Genomic DNA, 22,126 nt, shown 5'->3' with positions numbered 1-22,126 from the left:
GTGGGTGAACTCGCGGGGCCGGGGGCCGTTGAACGGCCGGGGAGGGGTCGCGTGGCCCGTCCTCGGCCGTCATCGCCGTGGTGTCTCGGCTGTCACCAGGGGTTCCAGACGGTGACGAGGAACGTGACGGAGGCCGTCCGGCCCGCCTGGTCGGTGACGGTGGCGGTGGCGGTGGACATGCCCCATCGGGTGGGTGTGCCGGTGATGCGTCCGGTCGCGGCGTCGATCGTCAGTCCGGCCGGCAGTCCGGTCGCCTTCCAGCGGTACGGGGTGGCGCCGCCGGTGGCGTTCAGTGGGAGTTGGAAGGGGCGGCCGACGTAGGCGGTCTGCGCGCCGGGGGAGGTCACGGACGGTGCGGCGCCGGTCGTGGTGATGGTCCAGGTGAAGGAGGCGGAGCCGGTCTTGTTGCGGGCGTCGGTGGCGGTGACGGTGACGCGGGTGGATCCGGCGGTGGAGGGGGTGCCGGTGATGGTGCCGGAGGTCGGGTCGATGGTGAGCCCGGCGGGCAGGCCGGTGGCCGTCCAGGTGTAGGGGGCGGTTCCGCCGTTGACCTGGTTGGTGAGCCGGACGGCGGTGCCGGTCTGGCCGGACTGGTCGCCGGGGGCGGTGACGGTGAGGTCGCCGGGCTGTGGGTCGCCGGTGACCAGGGTCAGTCGCCATTTGGTGGTGGCCTCGTTGACGGGCTGCGCGATGGTGGTGGGGCCGGTCTGTCCGCAGGCGTTGCCGCCGCCGGAGTGGATGCCGACGGCCTTGGCGTCGCTTGTGGGGCCGGTGACGTAGGAGCCGCCGGAGTCGCCGGCGCCCGAGCAGGCGTTGGTGATGAACAGGCCGTCGATGATGACGTTGCCGTAGTCGATGCTCTGGTTGGTTCGGGTGACGGTGCCGCAGCGGAGTTCGGTGTTGCCGCCGGAGTGGCAGATGGACATGCCGACGGTGGGTTCGGCCGATCCGGTGACGGTGATGTCGCCTTGGCCCCATCCGGACACGGTCGGTGTCAGCCGCCAGGCCGTCTGGGTGACGTCGACGAGGCCGAAGTCGCCTTCGCGGGTGTTGACGCTGTGGGTGCCGCCGGTGTTGGAGGTGCCGAGTCGGGTGCCGTCCTTGCCGTAGGCGGGCTGGTCGACGTCGTTGGTGCAGTGTCCGGCGGTGAGCATGTGGCGTGTTCCGCCTGTGCCGGTGGCGGAGAAGCCGATCGAGCAGGAGCCCTCCGACCCGGGCTTCCAGTACTCGCCGCCGGTCACGTCTCCGCCCTGCCGGCGGAACACGGTGTCGGAGCGGACGAGCGTCACCGACGGCGACAGGGCCCGCAGCCGCGCCTCGGTCGATGGGGCGACGGCGGACGTCACCTGCACGATCACGCGGTCACGGGCCGGGTCGGTACCCCAGCTCGTGACACCGGGGGTTCCGTCGCCGACGAGCCGTGAGACGGCGGCGGCCGTCCGGGACAGCGCCGCCGGGCCGTACCTGACCCGCAGGGGCTGGGCGCCGAGGGCGCGGACGTTGCGGGCGTTGGCGTCGTCGGTGACGGGCACGACCAGCGTGCCCTGCCCGCCGTCGAACCACATGCCGGCGTTGCCGACGGCCGGGCGCAGGGAGCGGGCGGCCTGACGGGCCTGTGCCTCCTGCGTCCAGCGGCGGCGTACCTGGTCGGCGGACAGCCCGAGGTCGCGTTGCATCGCGTGCAGGACCGGGTCGGTGTCCGCCGGGGCCGTTCGGGCGTTCGCCGCCGGGAGCGCGGCCAGCGCCAGTGCGGCCAACGTTGCGGCCGTCGTGCCCGTTGAACACAGCAGCCGTGCGTACCTGTTCATCCGTGGGGCCTTTCGCGGGGGGTCGATGGCGGAAACGGTAGGGATGCGGGTTCGGGCCCGAAAGCGGGGAATCCCTCGCCGGACCCGTCCGGGGCGGTGTCGCGCAGGAGGGCGGCCAACTGTGTCCGGGAGCGGACACCGCGCTTGCGGTAGATACGCGTCAGCGTCGCCTCGACGGTCTTGACGCTCAGCGCCAGGGCGGCGGCGATCTCGCGGTTGCTCGCGCCTCGCGCGATGAGTTCGCCCACCCGCGCCTCGCCCGGGGTGAGCGCATCTTCTCGGCCGGCGGGAACGGCGGAGGGGCCGAGCCGGTCGGCGGCGTGCAGGGTGAGCCGCAGCCAGGGCACGGCCCGCGCCGCGGTGAACACCTCGTACGCGCGGGTCACGAAGGCGCGGCCCTCGGCGGGGCGACGCCGCCGCCGGGCGACCTGGGCTTGAGACAGCAGCACCCTGCCCAGCTCCAGCGGCAGCCCCAACGCCGCGAACCGCTCGGCCGAACGCGCGAGCACCTCGGCGGCGCCCGCCAGGTCACCGCCGGCGGCGGCCACCTGCCCTTCGGCGTGGTCGAGCGCCGCCAAGACGCCCGTGCGGCCGAGCCGCGCCGCGATGGGCCGCACCTCGGCCAGCAGAGCCCGCGCCCGTTCGAGGCGGCCCGTCAAGGCGAGCGCGATCGCCAGGTCGCCGTGCCAGCGCAACGGTGAAGGGTCGACGACGCCGGCGTCGCGCTCCAGCACGCGCACCCGCTCCAGCGACCGAACGGCCTCCTGCGGGTCGCCGCCGATCAGGTCGATCGCCCCGAGCGCGTGCAGGCCGCGGGCCAGGAAGACGACGTCGTGCGCCTCCTGCGACACGGCGACGCCCCGCATCGCGTAGGTGCGGGCGTGACCGAGGTCGCCTCCGGCGGCCTCGGTCACGGCCATGGTGTACCAGGCCGGTCCCGCCGACAGACCCGCCGACTCGGTCAGCTCCAGCGCACGCGCCGCGTACGATGACGCCCGTACGCAGGCGCCCGCGCGGACCTCGACCTCGGCCAGGCCGCGCAGCACGTCGACGATGCCTTCGGCGTCGCCGGACCGTTCGGCCACCGGCAACAGCCCCAGCAGCAGGCCGCGGGCGTCGTCGACCCGGTCATCGAACAGGTCGTGCCGGGCCGCCAAGAACTCGGCGGAGTCGTTCACCGGGTCGGCCTGCGGGCGTTGCAGGGCCAGCGCCTGCGCGAGCGTGCGTTCGGCGTCGGGGTGACCGACGATCCGCTCCACCCGCGCCCGCATGGTCAGCGCCGCCGCCAACAGGGAGCGGTCACCGGCGGCGGACGCCAACCCGCACGCCCGGACCGCCTCCTCCCGGGCCCGCGCCGGATTTCCCTCGGTGAGGTTCGCGCGGACCGCCAGGCGGATGCGGACCTCGGCCTCCAGCGCGGGATCGCCCTCGGCGTCGGCCAGGGCCCGCGCGAACGTGTCGGCGTGGCCGTGCAGCGACTGCCCGGCCGAGCGGATGACCGCCAGCCGGGCCCGGGCGCGTTCGGCGGGCGTGCCCACCCTGTCCAGCAGCGTTTCGCCGCGCAGGACGAGATCGCCGCGCCCGGCCGCCGCCGCGTCCACGGTCGCCTCGGCGATCACCGCGCCGCGCTCCCCGCCCGGCAGGCGTTCGGCCGCCAGCAGCCCGAGTTCGGCCGCGCCCGCCCGGTCGCCCGCATCACGCGCCGCCACGGCGGCCTCCGCCAACTCGCGACCCAGACCGACGTCGGTGCCCGGATCGGCCAGCCCGCGATGGCGGACACGGTCGATCGGATCCCCGCTCGCCCCGGCCAGCGCCCGGTGGACGGCGGCCCGCCCGCTCCAGCCCGCCTCCTCGATCACCGTGTCGGCTATCGCCGTCCCGACGAACCGCACCCCGTCGGCCATCGTGATCAGACCCGCCGCAACCGCGGGCCGCAGGTGCAGGTCGGCGTCCGGCCACCCCGCCCGGCGCAACAGCGCCGGCGTCGGCCGGCGAGCCAACGCCACCGCGAGCAGCACGGCGCGGGTCGTCGCGGACAGCTCCGCCAGCCGAGCGGCGATCAGACGACGAACCGGACGCGGGTCGCTCCCGGCATCCAGCGCCCTCCCGATCGCCGGCACCCATCCGGGGAACCCGCCGCTCGCCGCATGGACCCGACCGGCCAGAGCCCCGGGCAGCCCGTGCTCGCCCAGCAGGGCGGCCACCTCACCGACCGACAACGGCGGCACCGCCACCATCGCCCACGCGCCGCCGAACCGTCCGCTCACCGACACCTCGACGGGTGTCCGTTCCGCGATCACACAACCGACCGCGCCACCGGCCCGCCGCAACGCGTACGCCACCGCGCCGGCACCCGCCGGGTCCGTCCACTGCGCATCGTCGATGACCAGCAGCCCGCCCACCTCGCGCAGCACCGCCGCCAACGCGAACCGCACCGCCATCACATCGACCTCACCGGCCCCGCGACGCAACAACGCCGCCACCGCATCCCGCTGCGGCCCCGCCAACCCGTCACGCAGGCCCGCCGGCACCGCATCGAAGATCTCCGCGACCACCGCGAACGGCAGCCCGTCAGCATCGGCGCCCACCCGGATCACCGGCCCCGGCCGGTCCCGGACCACACCATCCAGCAGCGTGCTCTTCCCGGCACCCGGCGCACCGCGCAGCACCACACGGCCACCGGCGGCCAACGCCCCTTCCACCTCCGCCACCAGAGCGGCACGACCCACCACGCCCCCGAACGCAGAGACCGGGCGCCCCTGCGCGCACGACCGAACACGACCCGAGGCGTTCATCCCGCCCACCACCCTCGCAGCCGTGGTGCCGGGCGATCCCGACGCGCCGGTCGGCCTCGCCAATGCGCGACCGGTGACCTCGGTCGCGATGTCATCGCTGCGGCCCCGCCGTCAGCCGAGACGGGGGGATGACCGGTGCGGGTGAGCGGCGCGGCAGCGCCCCGAAGCCCGCGCGGCCGCAAGACCGCGCGCCACAGGGACCGCAGGGCCGGCGGGACGAACCGGCCGCTACGGCAGGCGGAGCCGGGCTCCATGGACGGCCGGTCGGCGGCCGATCCACCGGCGCGGGAGCCGGTCGCGGCGTCGTTCAGCGGGAGATGGCTGGTGAAGATGGGACGGTGTTGCACAGGTCTCCTCTGCGGCCGGGGATCTTGGTCGGTGAGGCGGCGGCGACACCGCGTCTTCGCCGACACGGCCGGGCGCGGTCCCTGCGGTGTGGAGGCGCCCTTCGGGAGCCCCGGCCGCAGGCCGGCTCGCCCCTTGGCGGCCGTCTTCCCCCGAGACCGTGCGGTCCCGGGGGAAGACGGTGATGCGATGGTCACCGGGTGAGGGGCCGGCGGATGAAAGTGCCGTGGGTGCCGAACCACCAGTCGCTCACCCGCAGTGTCCGGGCGCCATCAGTGGGTTCGGCGGAGACGTTCACCGTGTGGCCGGAGACCGTGACGGGGAACGCGGCGACGCGGCGTCCTACGAGCGGGTCCAGTTCTGGCCGGTGGAGCCGTTGCAGGCGCGGATCACCAGGGCGGTGCCGTTGGCGCCGACGCCGGCGTCCAGGCATTTGCCGGTGGCGGCGCTGACCAGGGTGGCGCCGGTCTGGGTCCACTGCTGGTTCGCGCCGCCGTGGCAGTCCCACAAAATGACGGGGGTGCCGTCGGCTGCGGCGTTGCCTTGCACGTCCAGGCACTTGCCCAGCGCTCGCAGCGTCCGGTCCTCACCGGTGGTCCATTGCTGGTTGGTGCCCTCGTGGCAGTCCCAGGCGTGGACGACGCCGGGGGTGGCGAGGCTGGCGTCCAGGCAGCGCCCGCCGGCACTTGTGTAGCGGGCGCTCGCCGGCGGCGGGGTGGTGCCCGCGCCGGTGTGCAGCAGCCGGTTGGGTGAGCCGCTGCCGGCGCCGGTGACCAGCCCGGTGGTGGCCGCGCCGGTGAGGGCGGCGGCGACCTGGGCGGGGCTGCGGCCGGGGTCGGCGGCCAAGGCCAGCGCGGCGGCTCCGGCGACGTGCGGGTGGCCATGGAGGTGCCGGACATGGTCGTGGTGGCGGTGTTGCCGGCGTTGGACGCGGAGGTGATGTTGCTGCCGGGCGCGAAGATGTCCAGGCAGGTGCCGTAGTTGGAGAACGAGGAGCGGGCGTCCGAAGAGGTGGTGGCCCCGACGGTGATCGCGTTGGGTGCGCGGGCGGGTGACCTGGTGCAGGCGTTGGTGTTCTCGTTGCCGGCGGCCACGGCGAAGGTGACGCCCGCCGCGACGGCGCGTTGCACGGCGTTGTCCAGGCTGGAGCTGGCCGAACCGCCCAGGCTCATGTTCGCGACGGCGGGTTTGACGGCGTTGCGGGCCACCCAATCGATGCCCGCGATGATGGCGGAGTTGGCGCCGCTGCCCTGGCAGTTCAGGACGCGGACGCCCACCAGCTTGACGCCCTTGGCGACGCCGTGGGCGTTGCCGCCGACGGTTCCGGCGACGTGGGTGCCGTGGCCCTGGCAGTCGGTGGCGTTGCCGTCGTTGTCGATGAAGTCGTACCCGGACCTGGCGCGCCCTCCGAAGTCGGCGTGGGTCATGCGGATGCCGGTGTCCAGGATGTAGGCGGTCACGTTCGACGCGGTGGACGGGTAGGCGTAGGAGCGGTTCAGCGGCAGGTTCTTCTGGTCGATGCGGTCCAGGCCCCACGACGGCGGGTTCGGCTGGGTGCCGGTGGCGGTGACGGTCGCGTCCTGCTCGACGGACTTCACCGCCGGGTTGGCCGCCAGCCGCCTGGCCCGCTCCTCGCTCAGCAGCGCCTGGAAGCCGGACAGCGTGCGGGTGTAGACGAACCCGACACGGCCCGCGTACTTGCGGGTCAGGCGCTGCGCCTCCCGCTGCACGCCCTCGGCTCGCAGGGTGTCGGTGTCCTTGAGCGTCACGATGTAGCTGCCCTTGACGGGCCGCTTCACGTTCGAGTTCACGATCACCCCCTCATCAGCGGCGGCGGGCACCGCGGCAGCCAGCGGGAACAGCAGCGAACCCACTGCCGCGATCAGCACTTTCCGGGTCATGGATACGTTCACGCGAACTCTCCTTGTGACGGGGGGATCTGCGGCCGGCGGGGCGGGGCACACCCCGCCGGCCGAAACACATCCTTCAAACCCAGGACATCTCGAGCTAGTGCGGATTCACACAAAGACGCACTTTAATTCGCTGTGCGATGTGCGGTTCTCGCGCATTATCCGCATCGCATAATTTACGGGCATGCGAACAAGCGCGTGGCCAATTTATGGCGCCACGCGCCGGTCATTGAACCGATCCCGGAAAGGGGCGAAGTCATCGATGGGGCGGGTCGGGCGAGCACCTCCTTCTCCGATCGCCTTTCCGGATTGATCCCTTCACCACGTGGCCGCACGGACGGCCGGTTCGCCAGCCATGGGACGGCCCGCCTTCCAGGCCGCACTCCCGCGCGCGCACCACATCACACCTGGTGACCTGCATGAGGTCGGGTGCCCGTGAGGGTCGAACCCTGATCTCGCCGGCGAGCGGCACCGATGGTGGGAACGTCTTATCCCGGGCCGCCGAAGGTCGCGCAGCCGTCACCTTCTCGACTTCCGACTGCGAACGACCGACGGGACCGCCCCGGGAGCGCACTTCGAGCATCCCTCACCACCGTGTTCGCGGTGTCCGACTCCATATCGAATCCACTTTCGGGCGATCGAACCTTTGACCAACGCGACCGAAAAGGCACATGGCCTCCGTTGCGACGGGTGAATCCGGTGCCCGTATCGACATCCTTGCGCTTTCCGCCCATGGCCAGGCCCTCTCGCCGTGATCCGGACAATTGCAGGTGCGAGGCGAAGCCGGGACCGGCGCGCCCGAGACATCGACGGCGATTGACCGAATGGCGTTTCGGGAAACGTTCTCGCCCTGCGTCTCCCGGCGCGTCGACCGCGGACCGGTGTCGGAGCCGGGTGGCCGCCCGTGGGGAGGTGGCCGGTGGGACGCCGGGCCCGCTAGCTGCGGGTCCAGTTCTGTCTGGCGGATCCGTTACAGGAGCGGATCACCAACTGGGTGCCGTTGCCCCCGGCGCCGGCGTCCAGGCATTTGCCGGTGGCGGCGCTGACCAGAGTGGCGCCGGTGTGGGTCCATTGCTGGTTCGGCTGCCCGTGACAGCCCCAGACGATGACGGGGGTGCCGTCGGCGGTGGCGTTACCTTGCACGTCCAGGCACTTGCCCTGAGAGCGCAGTGTCCGGTCATCGCCGGTGGTCCATTGCTGGTTGGTGCCGTCGTGGCAGTCCCAGGAGTGGACGACGCCGGGGGTGGCGAGACTGGCGTCCAGGCAGCGCCCGCCGGCACCGGTGTAGCGGGCGGTGGCGGACGTCGTGGTGGTGACACGGACGGTGGCCGCGGTGGCGGTGACCGACACGGTCTCGATGGTGATGCCGCCGGGGGTGGTGATGCGGGCACCGGCGTTCAGGTCGGTGTCGTCCTTGCCGGTCGTGCCGGCGGACGGGTCGACGAGCTTGGAGGTGTGGAAGGCGCCCTGCTTGGTCAGGTGCAGTTGCACGCCCTCGCCGATCGAGGTGCCGGCGTCGATGGTGGTGCCGTTCTTGCGGTGGGCGACGGTGATCACCGATCCGTCGGTGCCGTTGGGGATCTGCAGCACCCGCGTCCCGGCCGTCGATGCGGGGGCGTGCAGCGGCGTGAGGGTGTAGGTGCCGGTCACCGGTGCGGTGACCTGTTGCGCGGCGGGAACCCACCCCCTGTGCAGCAGTTCGGGGGCCGACAGGCCGCTGGCGTATCCGCCGCCGCCCATGGGCGAGGACCCGCGATAGCCGGCGTCCTTGCAGTCGGTGAGGGTGCCGGGGGCGCAGGTGACCGCGGGCAGGTGGCGGAGGCCGAGGTTGTGGCCGATCTCGTGGACCACACCGGACGCGCTGCCCGAGTGCGGCATCCAGGTGACCGAGCCGGGCTGCTGACCCAGGCCGCCCCATCCGCACTTGGCGTCCTGGTTGGGGAACCAGATCGCCAGCGAGTCGTACCCGGTGATGCCGCGTGCGGCGAGCGCCTCCTTGGTCTTGGTGTTCATCGCGCCGGAGTTGCACGGGGCGGCCGGCATGTCGAGGGTGAACGGGCCCAGCACCTGCGGCTGCCCGGGCAGCGGGGCGTAGATCCAGGTGCCGTCGGAGGCCTCCCGGTAGTACCGCTCGGTCGACTGCCCGGTGCCGAAGTACATGCCGCCGACCTTGGCGCGGTACGCCTCCGAGGAGTCGATCCGGCTGTCGGCGAAGTTCACCATCACGACCGCGATCCGCTGGGTCGTCGGTGCCGCCTGGACTCCGGCGGGCCCGGCCTGCGGGGCCCGGGCCGCCGACACCGGACCGGCCGACACGTGCGGGCTCGACGCCAGGACGAGACCGCCCGCGACCGCCGCCGCGGCGGCCACGGCGCGGAGCCTGAATCGTGGGTTGCTCAACACAGCTCTTCTTCCGCTCGAAGGGGGCTTCCTCACCGGGGTGGAGGAACCGCCGGGGGCGGTCGAGGTGAAACCGTCCCTATGGGGAGGACGGAGCAGACGCCCACCGATTACAGCCTCACGCGAAAAAGTTCTGGAGGACTCGCAGAGGCGCCGCCACCCACCGTCGGAAGGAGCCCGGTCGGCCGGTGTCAGGACCATCCGACCAGCAGCGCGCACGAGACCTGCCCGCCCGATCCCCGCGCGCAGGCCGCCCCGATGGCCCGCACACTCGGTGACCGCGCCGCACCGCCGGTGGGTGCCTCCTCACCGAACCAGCTCGTGGCGACCCGCGCCGGGTCGTAGCCGCTGGAGCGGAACGACCCGGCGATCCCCTGGTGGCCGTGGCGGCGCAGCCATTGCTCATCAGCGGAGTCGGCCCTCTGGCCGGCCGTCTGCAGCGCCTGGATCGCCGCGGCGCGGTCGAGGCGGTCATCGGCCTGCAACAGCGGCAGGCCATGACCGGCCCGCTCCCGGTTGGCGGCCACGATCATCGCCCTGCCGTCTTCGATCGCCCGCCGCTGCGACGGCGGAACGGAGGGGGCCGAGGGTCCGGCCCGCCGCGGAGACGCCGTCTCCCTCGGCGTCGATCGCGGGTCCGCCGGAGCGGGCGTACGGTCGGGCCGCGGCGCGGTGGCCCGCGCCGTGGTCGGCGTGGCCCGGGACGGGACCGTGGGTACGGGACGCGCCCCGGCGGGTGCGGGCGCCGCCGCCGTCGGACGCGGCCGGACGGTAGGGGGCTCGGGATCCTGAAGGTCGATCACGATCGGTGCCACGGCCAGCGCCAACGCCGACGCCCCCGCCGCCGCGACCCCCGCCGCCGGCAGGTCCGTGACCCGCTGCCACAGCCCGATCCGCCCCACCGAACCCGCCGCCTCCACACCCGCGCCGACACCCGCCCCCACGCCGAGGCCGTACTTGCCCACGACCGCGGGCAGCAGAACGGCGGGCAGCAGCGCCGCGCGCAGCCGCCTGTTCATATCGGTCAGCTCGGCCAGGGCGGTGCCGCACCCGGCGCAGCGGTCCAGATGCTCCCGCAGCCGGCGCGAACGCCGCGCCCGCGGCCTGCGCACCATATGGGCCAACTGCTCCGCATACTCGGCGCAGCCGGTGGAGGCGTGCAACGCCAGATACGCCTCGCGCAGCCCTTCACGAGCCCGGAACACCATCACGTTCACATTGCCCGGACTGGTGCCCAGCACCGCGGCGACCCGCTCCCGCGGCTCCTCCTCCACCACCGCATGCCACAACACCGTCTGCTGCCGCCGCGGCAACGCCCCGAACGCCGCAGCGATCAACGCCCGCTCCGCGCCCTCAGCGGCACGCTCATCCAAACCCACCGCCAGAGGATCGGGCCCGTCGTCGACCTCCTCGACGAGCACGATGTGCCGCTGCGAGCGCGCCCAGTCGATGGCCAGGTTCCGCACCGCCGCATACAGATACGGCCGCCACGCACCCTCCGGCCCCCCACCGGCCTGCACGGCGCGCAGCGTACGAGCGAACGCCTCACCGGCCAGGTCCTCGGCGGTCTGCTCATCACGGCACAAACTCCGCGCATACGCCAACATCGCGGCATGGTGCCGTAGATACAACTCCGCCACCGCATGATCGTCACCCGCCCGCACCCGCTGGGCGAGATCGAGATCGGACGTTTCCGTCGCGCTCATGGTCCTCCTCAGGGGAGGAACATTCTGAGCATCGGCGACCGCTCACGGCAAGAGCCGCAAACCACAACCACAAACCCATGTGCGTGAACAAACCCCCAGGCCAGAGCCACAGAACACGAAACCACCTCACCTTCGACGCAACTTCGTCCGGGTGAAGAGTCCGACGTCCCGCAAGGTATGGGCGAAGCCACACCGCCGAACGTGAATTCTGGACCGAGTTCCGGCGGCGATCCTGTCACCACGACCAGCCGCCGGGCGCGGCCATCGCCGACGAAAGGACGCCTCGTCATGTCCCGCGCGGCGGCGACACATGGCCACCCGTACCGGAAATTGATCACATGGACCGAATCGACGGCCCGCTGCGCGAGTGCGGCCGCGCCTGCACCGATGAACGATGACCGACGAGGTGGCTGATACCGGCCACGACTCCAGTGCCATCAACGAGCGCCCGGGCCGCCAACCCCATTCGCGCACTTCCACGACCGCGACCTCACCGCGGCCGAACTCAGCCCGGGCCTGGACGTCGACCCGCTGGTGGACCCGGCCGACCCGGAACACTTCATGTCGGCCCGCCCAGGGCCATTGCTTGCCGTAGGCACGGTCCGTCGCCGCAATCTCGTCGGCATCGGCCAGGTGCGATGGACACCCGTACGCGGCAATGTTGGTCCATCCCGGTCCAAGGCGGGTCCGGGGAGAAGTCGTCGCGCGAGTACACCTTGCAGCCCTGTGCCTCCTGGAGCACGGTGACGTGGGATTTCCAGTACTCGATCTCCTCGGCCAGCAGCGTGATCTGCGATTCGGTCACGGCGCGGGCAGGGGCGGCGACGGCGAGACGCACGTGGGCGGTGTTGCGGTCCTCGTCACGAGCGATGACGCGCGACCCTTCCGAGTAGTTGCCCAAGCGCTCTTCGAGGGTCTTTCCGTAGTCGGCGGTCCAATCGGTGGTCACTGTGATCTCCCACAGTTCCTTAGGGCCTTGGAGGTGGCGTTCGTGGCGGCGAACGTCGGCTTCAAGACGTTGGATGCGCCGCAGTGTCGTGCCGAGTGCCGCTCGGCCTTTCCGGAGGCCGGCCGCTGCGTCGGCACGGTCCGCCCCTCGCCGTCCCCGCTGCACGTGACCGTACCCGCGGTTCTCTTTGGCGTTGCACCGCTCCTCGGCCCGCACGGTGCGGTCTAAGGAGTGATGGCCGATCAGATGGGGCCGGCCGAGGGGGAGCCGTTTGCGTTCGGCGGTGACCTCCTCGATCATCGCCGACCCCTGCCGTACGTGTCCCTGGAGCACTGCTACCGCGAGGACCGCGGAGACGGCGCGTTCGTCGTGGCCTCACCCGACATCGACCCCGTCCTCCTCATGGACCCGCTCGCCCACCACCTGCTCGCCATGGTGCGCAGGGAGAACCGCTCTGCGGGCCCCAACGTCGTCTGCGGATGCGCCTGGCCGTCCACCACGGTCACGTCGAGTACGACCGTGCCGGAGTCGTCGGCGACACCTCACTCGAACTGTTCCGGCTCTGGACGCAAAACCTTTGCTCCTGCCGACAGGGGCGCATGGCGTCCGCATTGGCTGCTCTGGATGTCAAGAGGCTCCAGCAGACGCCAAGGACTCTGCCGGATCGGTGTCCACTAACGGGTTCACTAACGGATGATCTTGGGAAGATCTCGTCAGAGGTAGAGGCCGGTGCCGTGTTCGGGGCGGTCGTTGGCGACCGCGTGGAGGTCTCGTTCGCGCATGACCAGGTACGTCGTGCCCTGGATCTCCACCTCGAACTGGTCGTCGGGGTGGAACAGCACCCGGTCGCCGACCTTGACCGTCCGTACGTGGTGTCCGACGCCGCAGACCTCGCCCCAGGCGAGGCGGTTGGTCTCGGAGACCGTGGCGGGGATCACGATCCCGCCGCTGCTGCGGCGCTCCCCGGACTCCTGCTCGACCTTGATCATCACGCGGTCGTGCAGCATCTGGACTTCGAACTTGGGCTCGGACACGGACGCAGCCTAGTCCAGGTCCGCGGTGGTCCCGCCCCGGCCCGAGGTCAGTCGAACCGGCGTCCGGCCCGGCTGGACAGCCGGTCGGCCACCCCGCGCGGGATCAGGTTGCCCACACCCACGATCGCCTTGTACTGCAGGCCCGGCACGCTCACCCCGACGCCCCGGCGCAGGTCGCGCAGCCCGGCGTCGATCACCAGGTTCTGGTCGAGCCAGAGCAACCCGGGGATGCCGGAGACGTCCATGCCCGCGCGCTCGTGGAACTCGGTCCGCACGAAGCCCGGGCACAGCGCCATCACGTGCACGCCCCGCCCGCCGAGATCGCGCATGACGGCCTGGCTGAACGACACCACCCACGCCTTCGAGGCCCCGTAGGTGCCCCGGGAGAAGAACGCGGCCACCGACGCGACGTTGATGATCCCGCCCTTGCGGCGTTCGAGCATGCCCGGCAGCGCGGCGGAGGTGAGCCGCAGCACCGCCTCGCAGTGCACGCGCAGCATGCGCACCTCGTCGGCGACGGGCACGTTCAGGTAGACGCCCTGCTGGCCGAAGCCGGCGTTGTTGACCAGGAGGTCCACCCCCTTGCGGAGACGTTCCTCGGCGGCCTCCAGACCGGCGTCGGTGGACAGGTCGGCGGTCAGGGGCTCGACGTCGACGCCGTACCGGTCCCGCAGTTCGGCGGCGGAGCGTTCGAGGCGGGCGGTGTCACGGGCGAGCAGCACCAGGTCGAAGCCGTCGGACGCCAGGCGGCGGGCGAACGCGGCGCCGAGGCCCGCGGTGGCACCGGTGATCAGAGCGGTCGGCATCGTCCCAAACTAGCGTCCGGCGAGGAAATGTCGTGGATCGGGGCGGCGTGTCGCGTTGCGGTAGGAGAACGTGAACCCCGGCCAGTTGTTGACCACGGTGCCGTCGGCGGTCATGTACCAGCTCCGGCAGCCCCGCTCCCAGACGGTGCCCCGCAGCCGCTCCCGCATCTCGCGCCGGAACGCGTCCTGGACCTCCGGGCGCACGTCGATCCAGGTCAGCCCGGCGCCCCGCATCGCCCGCAGACAGCCCAGCACGTAGCGGAACTGCGACTCCAGCATGTAGATGATCGAGTTGTGCCCCAGGTTGGTGTGCGGCCCGTACAGCAGGAACAGGTTGGGGAAGCCGCTCACCGTGATCCCCAGATGGGCGTGCGCGCCGTCCCGCCACGCCTCGTTCAGCTTCCTGCCGGCCCGTCCGGTGACCTTCATCGGGGCGAGGAACTCGGTGGAGCGGAAACCGGTGCCGTAGACGACGGCGTCGACCTCGCGTTCGACGCCGTCCACGGTGCGCACGCCGCGCGGGGTGATCCGCTCGATCCGCTCGGTGACCAGCTCCACCCGAGGGCCGGTCAGCGCGGGGTAGTAGTCGTTGGAGAGCAGGACCCGCTTGCAGCCCAGCGGGTAGTCCGGGACCAGTCCCTCGCGGAGTTCGGGGTCGGCGATCAGGGTCTTCAGCGCGCGGTGGAACCCCCACGCCATCGGGGCCATCAGCTCCGGTCGCTTGACGAACCCGACGGCCCGCGCCTCGAACCGCGCGTAGAGCGTCGCCCGGCTCAGCGCGTGCCAGCCGGGGAGACGCCGGAGCAGCGCCTTGCCCGCGGCGGTGTAGACGCGGTCCGGCTTGCGGATGACGTACGGGGCCGACCGCTGGAAGACGTGCACCTTCGCGGCGCGCTCGGCCAGCCGGGGGACGAACTGGATCGCGCTGGCCCCGGTGCCGATGACGGCGACCCGCCGGCCGTCGAGGTCCGCCGCGTGGTCCCAGCGGGCGGAGTGGAAGGCCGGGCCGTCGAAGGAGTCCCGTCCCGGCAGGTCCGGCAGCGCCGGGCGGTTGAGCTGGCCGCACGCCGAGATCAGGACGCGGGCGGTGAACTCCCCCCGGGATGTCGAGATCCGCCACAGCCGGGTGTCCTCGTCGAACCGCGCCTCGGTGACCTCGGTGCCGAACCGGCAGTGCGGCGTGATCCCGTACTTGTCGGCGCAGTGCCTCAGGTAGTCCAGGATCTCCGGCTGCTCGGCGAACCGCCGCGTCCAGTCGGTCTTCGGCTCGAACGAGAACGAGTACAGATGCGACGGCACGTCACAGGCCGCGCCGGGGTAGGTGTTGTCGCGCCAGGTGCCGCCCGGCCCGTCGGCCTTCTCCAGGACCACCAGGTCGTGGAAGCCCGCGCGCTTGAGCCGGATGGCCATCCCGATCCCGCCGAAGCCGCTGCCGACGATCGCGATCTCGTATGCAGATCTCATCGATGACCAGTAGGTCACTTACTGGCCCCGGTGTCAATCCATGGGCGGATCCTCAGTCGAGCAGGCGCTCCAGCGCGGCGGTGTACGGGGCCAGGTCCAGGCCCTGGGCGGCCAGCCACGCGTCGTCGTAGTAGGTGTGCGTGTACCGGTCGCCGGTGTCGCAGATCAGCGTGACGATCGAGCCGCGCACCGACGTGCGCCGCATCTCGGCGGCGATCAGCAGCGACCCCCACAGGTTGGTGCCGGTGGAGCCGCCGCCCTTGCGGCCCGTCACCCGGTACAGGTACCGCATCGCCGCGATCGCCGCCGCGTCCGGCACCTGGATCATGTGGTCGATCACGCTCGGCACGAACGACGGCTCGACTCGGGGCCGGCCGATGCCCTCGATCCGGGAGGGCAGACCGGTCGTGTACCCGGGGTCGCCGCGCGTCCAGCCGGGGAAGAACGCGCTGTTCTCCGGGTCCACCACGCACAGCCGGGTCGGATGCCGCCGGTACCGCACGTAGCGGCCGATCGTGGCGCTGGTGCCGCCCGTGCCCGCGCTCACCACGATCCACTCGGGCACCGGATGCCGCTCGTCCCGCAACTGCTCGAAGATCGACTCCGCGATGTTGTTGTTGCCCCGCCAGTCCGTCGCCCGCTCCGCGTATGTGAACTGGTCCATGAAGTGGCCGCCGCACTCAGCGGCCAGCCTGCGGGACTCCCGCACCACGGCCCCGGCGTCCTCGATCAGATGGCACTTGCCGCCGTACAGCTCGATGAGCGCGATCTTCTCCCGGCTGGTGGACTCCGGCATCACCGCGATGAACGGCAGGCCGAGCAGCCGGGCGAAGTACGCCTCGGACACGGCCGTGGACCCGCTGGACGCCTCCACGACCGTGGTGCCCTCGCCGATCCACCCGTTGCACAGCGCGTACAGGAACAGCGACCGGGCCAGCCGGTGCTTGAGGGAGCCCGTCGGGTGGACCGACTCGTCCTTCAGGTAGAGGTCGACACCCCAGTCCCTCGGCATCGGGAACGTGTGCAGGTGCGTGTCGGCGCTGCGGTTGGTGTCCGCCTCGACGATCCGGACCGCCTCCGCCGTCCAGTCCGCCGACGCGCCCCGCCCCGGCAGCGCCGTGCCGCACTCCAGGAGGCCGCTCACCCCTGAGGGGCGTGGTCGTCCGGCGTGAGCTCCCGCATGGCCGCCTCGGCCCGGTCGAGCTCCAGTTGGGCGTACGCGATGAGGTCCCGCAGCCCGTACAGGCCGAAGCGGTCGCGGATCTGTTCCACCGCCTCGACGATCGGCTTGTCCACCTGGTGATTCATGGATGCAGGGTACCGACCCCCACCGACCGGACCGGCTACCGGTCCGGGAACGACCGGGGGACCAGCACCCGCAGCGCGTTGGGCAGCAGGCCGATCTCCACCGGGGTGGGGCCGTGGATCTCGCCGTCCACGTCGATCTTCAACGGGGGGTCGGTGGTGACGCGGATGTCCGCGCTGGTGTTGAGGAACATGTCGTCGGCCAGCCGCCGCCGCGGCCCGGTCAGCATGTGCGCCACGGTGTCGGCCGCCAGCCGCAGCCGGGACCGGTCGCCGAGCCGGTAGACGTTGAGCAGCCGGTCGTCGGGGCTCGCGTCCCCGGCGAACCGCCGCCCGCTGTGATGGCTGCCGTTGGCGATGTTGAGCTGGTGGGTGACCAGCTCGTACGTCTTGCCGTCCACCTCGATCGTCGCCCTGAACGGCCGGTGCCGGAACATCAGCCACGCCCCGGTGACCGCGTACGCCGCCCGTCCGATCACGCGCTTGAGGTCGTGCGGCACCTGCTCGGCCACGTCCACCGACAGGCCCACGCTGACCATGTTGGCGAAGACCTTGACCTCGCCCGGGCCCTTGTCCCGGACCTGGCCGAGGTCGACGTCGGCCACCTTGCCGTCCCGCAGCACCTGGACCGCGCCGGCCAGGCCGAGCGGCAGCTCCAGGCTGCGGGCGAAGTTGTTGGTCGTGCCCAGCGGCAGCAGCCCCAGGGCGATGTCCCGCCCCGCCAGATGGGACACCGCCTCGGCGATGGTGCCGTCGCCGCCGCCCACCACGACCAGGTCGGGCCTGCGGGTCAGCACGTCGGCGAGCACGGCGGGCAGCCGCCCCGGCTCGGACACCGAATGCACCTCGGCGAACTCCAGCCCGGCCCGCGCCAGCAGCCGCCGGGCCTCGGCGAACCGCCTGCGGCCCCGCCGGGAGCGCGTGTTGACCACCAGCGCCGCCCTGCCCCGGCCGCGTACGGCGGCCTCCAGGTCCTGTTTGCTCCGCATGCCGCCGGTCCGCCCCCGTTCGCCGCCCCCAGGCCGAATGCATTTTATAGGTGCCGTGCACGCCGTTGACTCGGGTGTGGCCCAGGGCACATTGGAGGAGAGCAGGAGGAGCGTCAGGCGTGATGTGGCGGCGTGACCCGCCCGGCGCGGCCGTGGATGCGGGGCTCGGGCCCGGCCCCGGCCTCGCGGGCGGCCGGGGGGCCCGATCCGACGACGGGGCGACCGTCATCGGCGCGCGCCTCCGGACCCCCCGCACCCTGGACCTGACGATCCGCTCGCCCGCCCTGCACGGCCTGGGCCGCGCCCGGCTGCTGCTGCCCCCCGGCTGGTCGCCGACGGCGGCGCGCACCTGGCCCGCGCTCTGGCTCCTGCACGGGGCCCCACCGGCGGCGTCCGGCCATACCGCCTGGACGACGGGCACCGCCGTGGAACGGCTGACGCGCGACGTGGACGTCCTGGTCGTCATGCCGGACGGCGGCCGCGGCGGCGACCACGCCGACTGGTGGAACCACGGCCACGGCGGGCCCCCGCGGTGGGAGACCTTTCATCTGTCCGAGCTGCGCCAACTCCTGGAGCGCGGCTATCGGGCCGGACCGCAACGCGCCATCGCCGGGGCCTCGACCGGCGGCCGGGCGGCACTGGCCCACGCGGCGCGGCATCCCGGCCTGTTCACCGCGGCGGCCTCGTTCAGCGGTCCCCTCGACATCCGGCACACCGACCCGGGCCGCCTGGACGGGCCCGACCTTCTCCGCCTCACGTCCGCGATCGGCCACCCCGGCACCGACTGGCGGCGGATCTGGGGCGACCCGACCGGTCAAGGGGACGTCTGGCGGGCCCACAACCCGTACGACCTGGCCGACCGGCTCGCGGGCGTCCGGCTCTACCTCAGCGCGGGGGACGGGGGCCCCGTGGAGCTCCTCGCCCGCCGCGGCACCACCCGCCTCGCGGCCAGACTCCGTGACCTGGGCGTCCCGGCGGCCGTCCACCTCCACCAGGGCACCGGATCGTGGGCCCGCTGGGAACGCGAACTCGCCGCCGCACTGCCGCTCCTGCTGGCCGACCTTCGCTGACCCCCTCGCACCCGGCACCCTCCAGCCCGACGGCCCGCCCACCGCCCAGACCCGCGCTCCATCCTCGCCCTGCGCGGTCCGTCGTGCGTGCCGAGCGTGCGTGCCGAGCGTGCGTGCCGAGCGTGCGTGCCGAGCGTGCGTGCCGAGCGTGCGTGCCGACCGTGCGTGCCGACCGTGCGTGCCGACCGTGCGTGCCAGGCGTGCGTGCGAGCCATGCGTACCGGCGCGCGTACCGCCGGGCGAGGGCGGCGTGCATGCCGGCGTGCGCGCCGCCGCGCGGGGCGGCGTGCCGGCTGCGGCGCGGGGCGGCGGGCGTGCGGCCGTGCGTTCGGCGGGTGGGGCGGAGGCGGGGTGGACGGCGGGAGCCCCGTGGGGCACGGGGCTCCGTTCGCGGGTTACGGGGATTCGCCGCCGGTTCCGCCCGAGGGGACGGTGCCGCCTTGGGGGGTGGGGCCCGGGACCTCGGGCTGCTGGTCGCCGGGGTCGCCCGTGTCGCCGGGGCCGGGTTCGCCGCCGGGGACGCTGGGGTCGGGGTTCGGCGTGTAGCCGTCGCCGGGCGGCGGGGTGTAGGGCCCGTCGGTCGGGCCGCCGGTGGGCGGGGGAACCTCCGTCGGGCCGCCGGTCGGGGTGGCGGTCTCGCCCGGCGGCAGCGGCGCGGGCGGGCCGTCCTGGCCGCCCATGGTGCCCAGCGGCCGGTTGAACGACATGGTGGCCCCGGTGTCGACGAGCGTGATGGAGGTCAGCGCCCCCTTCGACGCGTCGCGGCCCTTGATGACCGTCACGTTCCGGTCGGTGAACCGGTCCCAGGAGGGTCCCTCGTACTTCGCGTCGCGTGGATTGATATTACGGTCGGGCGGGGTTATGGGATTTCCGCAATTGCACTTGACCACCGGTTTGCCGTATTCGTCCACGAGGACCGCGACCCCGGCCTGGAGAACGGCCGGGAAGCTCGTCGCCTTGCCGCCCTTATACCCGTGGTTGGTCACCAGCGTGTCCACCCGCAGGATCACCGGGGTGAGTTTGCGGATGTACCTCGGCAACGCCGCGTACCCGACCTTCTGGACCGCCGCCCACGCCTTGCCCTTGGCCGGGTTGCGCTGCAGGAACGACAGCAACTGCGTCGGGTCGCAGGTGGCCCGGTTGCGCGTTCCCCCGTACAGGCCGGGGGTGTCGCCCTCGGCCTCTCCGCCCGCCCGGCTGCGGGGCCTGGTGTCCCGTCGGTCCGTCCCCGCGACCAGCGTGTACGCGTCCGGACCCGGCGAACCCACGGTCAGCCGCGTGATGGTGTCGGCCGCGGCGCTGTCGCAGGCCGCCAGACCCGACGCCGTCACCGCGACGGCGGCGGCCAGAGTGACCGTCGTGCGACGCGGGGCCCGTGGGAATCGGATGAAACGCCCGCTACTTCCGCGCCCTCTGGAATTGATCTCTGACATCGGCGTCCTCCAACCCTGATCGCACCCTTCCTATAGTCTTTGATGCCAGGGCGCAGCGATTTGTGCTCAAGAATGCGGGCCGACTTCACGTCGGTTTCCGACGGTGGGAGGAGCGCTGGTGATCCCCCTTCCCCTCGAACCGGGAGATCCCCCCCGGCTCGGCGGTTACGAGCTGGTCGGCCGCCTGGGCGTCGGCGGGCAGGGCGTCGTGTACCTGGGCCGCCGGGCCGACGGCCCCGAGGTCGCGGTCAAGCTCCTGCACGCCCGACTGCTGGCGGACGCCCAGGCCCGCGCCCGCTTCGTCCGGGAACTGGCGGTGCTCCAGCGGGTGGCGGGCTTCTGCACCGCCCAGATGCTGGAGGCCGACACGGCCGGCGACCAGCCCTACATCGTCAGCGAGTTCGTGTCCGGCCCGTCGCTGCGGGAGCTCGTCGCCGAGCAGGGCCCCCGCACCGGCGCCGACCTGGAACGCCTGGCGATCGGCACGGTCACCGCCCTGGCCGCCATCCACCGCGCCGGCATCGTGCACCGCGACTTCAAGCCGCACAACGTCCTGATCGGCCCGGACGGCCCCCGCGTCATCGACTTCGGGATCGCCCGCGCCCTGGACGCCGGGGCCACCCTGACCAGCCAGATCATCGGCACCCCCGCCTACATGTCCCCGGAGCAGTTCGCCGGCGGCGCCGTCGGCCCGTCCGCCGACCTGTACGCCTGGGGCGCCACCATGATCTTCGCCGCCACCGGCCGCGACCCCCACGGAGGCGGGGCGCTGCCCGCCGTCATGTACCGGGTGCTCCACGAGGCCCCCGACCTGACCGGCCTTCCCCCGCAGATCGCCGAGATCGTCGGCTCCTGCATGAACAAGGACCCGGCCGCCCGACCCACCGCCGAGCAGGTGCTCCTGCGCCTCCTCGGCGAGGGCGGTGAGACCCCACCGACGACGCGCGCCGAAGCCCCCGGGTCCGGATCCCGAACCCCGCCGCCCGGCGACCGGCACCCCGCGCGGGCCCCACACGAGCCCATCGAACTCATCGGCGCCCGATGGCCGCACGGCGCGCCCCCCGCCGCCGGCCCGGCCCCCACATCCTCACCCGACCCCTTCGGTCGGGCCGCCCCCGCCTCACCGGACCCCTTCGGGCCCTCCTCCGCCGCGCCCGGTGCCTCCGCCGCATCCGGCCCGTTCGACCCGGCCGCCCCCGCCGCGTCCGGCCCTGGCGTACCCGCGGGCCCCGCCGGACCTGCGGCCTCCTCCGGCGATGCAGTCCGGGGCCACACCCGTTCCGGGAGCCCGGGCCCCTCGGGGACGATCGGCTACACCAGAACCCCGGACCCTTCGGCCGCCGCCGGAACGGACCGCTCCACCAGCCCGTACGAACGGATGGAACGAGGCGGCCGAGACGAGACGGCCGCCTACGACCGAGCGGGGGGCGGACACCCGGGCACCTCACACGACCGGGAACGGACCGCTCCACCGGCGGACCCTTGGGCGCGCACGACCGCCCAAGGCCGGCGGCGTCACTCGAACGTCCATGATCAGTCGGAACACCACCGGCCCCACCCGTACCAAGACCGGCCGGCCGACCGAGGACAGGGGGCCTCGCCCTCCCGACGCGGCCTGCTGCGGCGAACACCCTCCCTGGTCGCCGGCCTCGTCCTGGCCTCCCTGCTGGCGATCCTGGACCTGGCAGCCCTCGCGATCTTCGTCGCCGATCCGACCGAGTCCCGCGGCCGGCCGGTCTTCATCGCGGTCGCCGGCGTCCTCACCCTCTTGGCGATGGTCACGATCGTCGCCGTCGCGGTCGCCTGGAGAGGAGGCCGCACCGCCGTCCGTTCCGTCATCGCCCTACGGATCGTCCGCGAGGCGTTCTGGGCCTGGTCGGTCTGGGCCCTCGCCGACCTGGAGGCCGGCCCCGCCGCCTACGCCTTCCGCGCCACCTTCACCCTCGCCGTCGTCATCCTCCTGACGCGCGCCCTCCTCCAAAAACCCCAGCCCTGACCCCGCCACCACCGACCCGGCGACGACCTCCGCTCGCCCTACCAGGCCCGACCCCCCTACGCGCATGCCTCCGCCCGCGGCCGCACACGCCCTACACCGCGTCGACCACCTCATGG

General features: G+C 72.8%; 15 protein-coding genes and 1 pseudogene. 2 read left to right on the top strand and 14 right to left on the bottom strand.

The window, feature by feature from the left end; translation table 11 throughout:
- Positions 1-92: 92 nt before the first annotated feature.
- From DFJ69_RS01960 to DFJ69_RS01905, 13 genes and pseudogenes are all read right to left on the bottom strand, one after another.
- Positions 93-1,808 (bottom strand): putative Ig domain-containing protein, encoded by a 1,716-nt coding sequence (locus tag DFJ69_RS01960; protein ID WP_116020883.1) that lies wholly within the window; start codon positions 1,806-1,808, stop codon positions 93-95.
- Positions 1,805-4,510 (bottom strand): LuxR family transcriptional regulator, encoded by a 2,706-nt coding sequence (locus DFJ69_RS01955; protein WP_211328480.1) that lies wholly within the window; start codon positions 4,508-4,510, stop codon positions 1,805-1,807. The genes DFJ69_RS01960 and DFJ69_RS01955 overlap by 4 nt, the downstream gene beginning before the upstream one ends.
- 780 nt (positions 4,511-5,290) lie before the next feature.
- Positions 5,291-5,794, bottom strand: coding sequence for a ricin-type beta-trefoil lectin domain protein (locus DFJ69_RS36035; RefSeq protein WP_116020881.1), 504 nt, complete (start codon positions 5,792-5,794; stop codon positions 5,291-5,293).
- A gap of 89 nt (positions 5,795-5,883) precedes the next feature.
- Positions 5,884-6,849: pseudogene (locus tag DFJ69_RS34805) on the bottom strand (S8 family peptidase); the annotation flags it as partial.
- Between the two features lie 945 nt (positions 6,850-7,794).
- Positions 7,795-9,258, bottom strand: coding sequence for a ricin-type beta-trefoil lectin domain protein (locus tag DFJ69_RS01940; RefSeq protein WP_147312170.1), 1,464 nt, complete (start codon positions 9,256-9,258; stop codon positions 7,795-7,797).
- Between the two features lie 191 nt (positions 9,259-9,449).
- Entirely contained in the window at positions 9,450-10,964 is a 1,515-nt protein-coding gene (locus DFJ69_RS36030; protein WP_116020878.1) for a sigma-70 family RNA polymerase sigma factor, read from the bottom strand.
- A gap of 559 nt (positions 10,965-11,523) precedes the next feature.
- On the bottom strand, positions 11,524-12,213 hold the full coding sequence (locus tag DFJ69_RS01930) for a DUF3560 domain-containing protein (protein ID WP_147312169.1): 690 nt from the start codon (positions 12,211-12,213) through the stop codon (positions 11,524-11,526).
- A gap of 413 nt (positions 12,214-12,626) precedes the next feature.
- Entirely contained in the window at positions 12,627-12,947 is a 321-nt protein-coding gene (locus tag DFJ69_RS01925; protein WP_116020876.1) for a GroES family chaperonin, read from the bottom strand.
- 47 nt (positions 12,948-12,994) lie between these two features.
- Complete coding sequence (locus DFJ69_RS01920; RefSeq protein ID WP_116020875.1) at positions 12,995-13,753, bottom strand: SDR family NAD(P)-dependent oxidoreductase; 759 nt, start codon at positions 13,751-13,753, stop codon at positions 12,995-12,997.
- A 9-nt stretch (positions 13,754-13,762) separates the two neighbouring features.
- Positions 13,763-15,217: a flavin-containing monooxygenase gene (locus DFJ69_RS01915; protein WP_116020874.1), complete on the bottom strand. Its 1,455-nt coding sequence runs from the start codon at positions 15,215-15,217 to the stop codon at positions 13,763-13,765.
- Positions 15,218-15,269: 52 nt separating this feature from the next.
- On the bottom strand, positions 15,270-16,361 hold the full coding sequence (gene cds1 / locus DFJ69_RS01910; protein WP_425453288.1) for an L-cysteine desulfhydrase Cds1: 1,092 nt from the start codon (positions 16,359-16,361) through the stop codon (positions 15,270-15,272).
- Positions 16,358-16,525 carry a hypothetical protein gene (locus DFJ69_RS34025; protein ID WP_170177507.1) on the bottom strand — a complete coding sequence of 56 codons (168 nt, stop codon included), beginning with the start codon at positions 16,523-16,525 and terminating at the stop codon, positions 16,358-16,360. The genes cds1 and DFJ69_RS34025 overlap by 4 nt, the downstream gene beginning before the upstream one ends.
- 35 nt (positions 16,526-16,560) lie before the next feature.
- Positions 16,561-17,511 (bottom strand): diacylglycerol/lipid kinase family protein, encoded by a 951-nt coding sequence (locus DFJ69_RS01905; RefSeq protein WP_116020873.1) that lies wholly within the window; start codon positions 17,509-17,511, stop codon positions 16,561-16,563.
- 122 nt (positions 17,512-17,633) lie between these two features.
- On the opposite strand from DFJ69_RS01905, the gene DFJ69_RS01900 reads away from it, so the two are divergent.
- Positions 17,634-18,581 (top strand): alpha/beta hydrolase, encoded by a 948-nt coding sequence (locus DFJ69_RS01900; RefSeq protein WP_116020872.1) that lies wholly within the window; start codon positions 17,634-17,636, stop codon positions 18,579-18,581.
- Between the two features lie 395 nt (positions 18,582-18,976).
- Here DFJ69_RS01900 and DFJ69_RS01895 read toward each other — a convergent pair whose 3' ends face one another.
- The gene (locus DFJ69_RS01895) at positions 18,977-19,912 is read right to left on the bottom strand and encodes a DUF6777 domain-containing protein (protein ID WP_116020871.1); all 936 of its coding nucleotides are present in this window, start codon (positions 19,910-19,912) and stop codon (positions 18,977-18,979) included.
- 220 nt (positions 19,913-20,132) lie between these two features.
- On the opposite strand from DFJ69_RS01895, the gene DFJ69_RS35225 reads away from it, so the two are divergent.
- The gene (locus DFJ69_RS35225; protein ID WP_245973927.1) at positions 20,133-22,010 is read left to right on the top strand and encodes a serine/threonine-protein kinase; all 1,878 of its coding nucleotides are present in this window, start codon (positions 20,133-20,135) and stop codon (positions 22,008-22,010) included.
- Positions 22,011-22,126 lie beyond the last annotated feature (116 nt).

It is taken from the genome of Thermomonospora umbrina, assembly GCF_003386555.1.
Classification (GTDB): Bacteria; Actinomycetota; Actinomycetes; order Streptosporangiales; family Streptosporangiaceae; genus Thermomonospora; species Thermomonospora umbrina.
This window is presented reverse-complemented; position numbering and strand designations above follow the sequence as displayed.

Coding starts and splice junctions, on each gene's coding strand:
- DFJ69_RS34025 (WP_170177507.1), bottom strand. CDS start 16,525: ATGAATCACCAGGTGGACAAGCCGATCGTCGAGGCGGTGGAACAGATC.
- DFJ69_RS01960 (WP_116020883.1), bottom strand. CDS start 1,808: ATGAACAGGTACGCACGGCTGCTGTGTTCAACGGGCACGACGGCCGCA.
- DFJ69_RS01920 (WP_116020875.1), bottom strand. CDS start 13,753: ATGCCGACCGCTCTGATCACCGGTGCCACCGCGGGCCTCGGCGCCGCG.
- DFJ69_RS01900 (WP_116020872.1), top strand. CDS start 17,634: ATGTGGCGGCGTGACCCGCCCGGCGCGGCCGTGGATGCGGGGCTCGGG.
- DFJ69_RS01915 (WP_116020874.1), bottom strand. CDS start 15,217: ATGAGATCTGCATACGAGATCGCGATCGTCGGCAGCGGCTTCGGCGGG.
- DFJ69_RS01930 (WP_147312169.1), bottom strand. CDS start 12,213: ATGATCGAGGAGGTCACCGCCGAACGCAAACGGCTCCCCCTCGGCCGG.
- DFJ69_RS36030 (WP_116020878.1), bottom strand. CDS start 10,964: ATGAGCGCGACGGAAACGTCCGATCTCGATCTCGCCCAGCGGGTGCGG.
- DFJ69_RS01905 (WP_116020873.1), bottom strand. CDS start 17,511: ATGCGGAGCAAACAGGACCTGGAGGCCGCCGTACGCGGCCGGGGCAGG.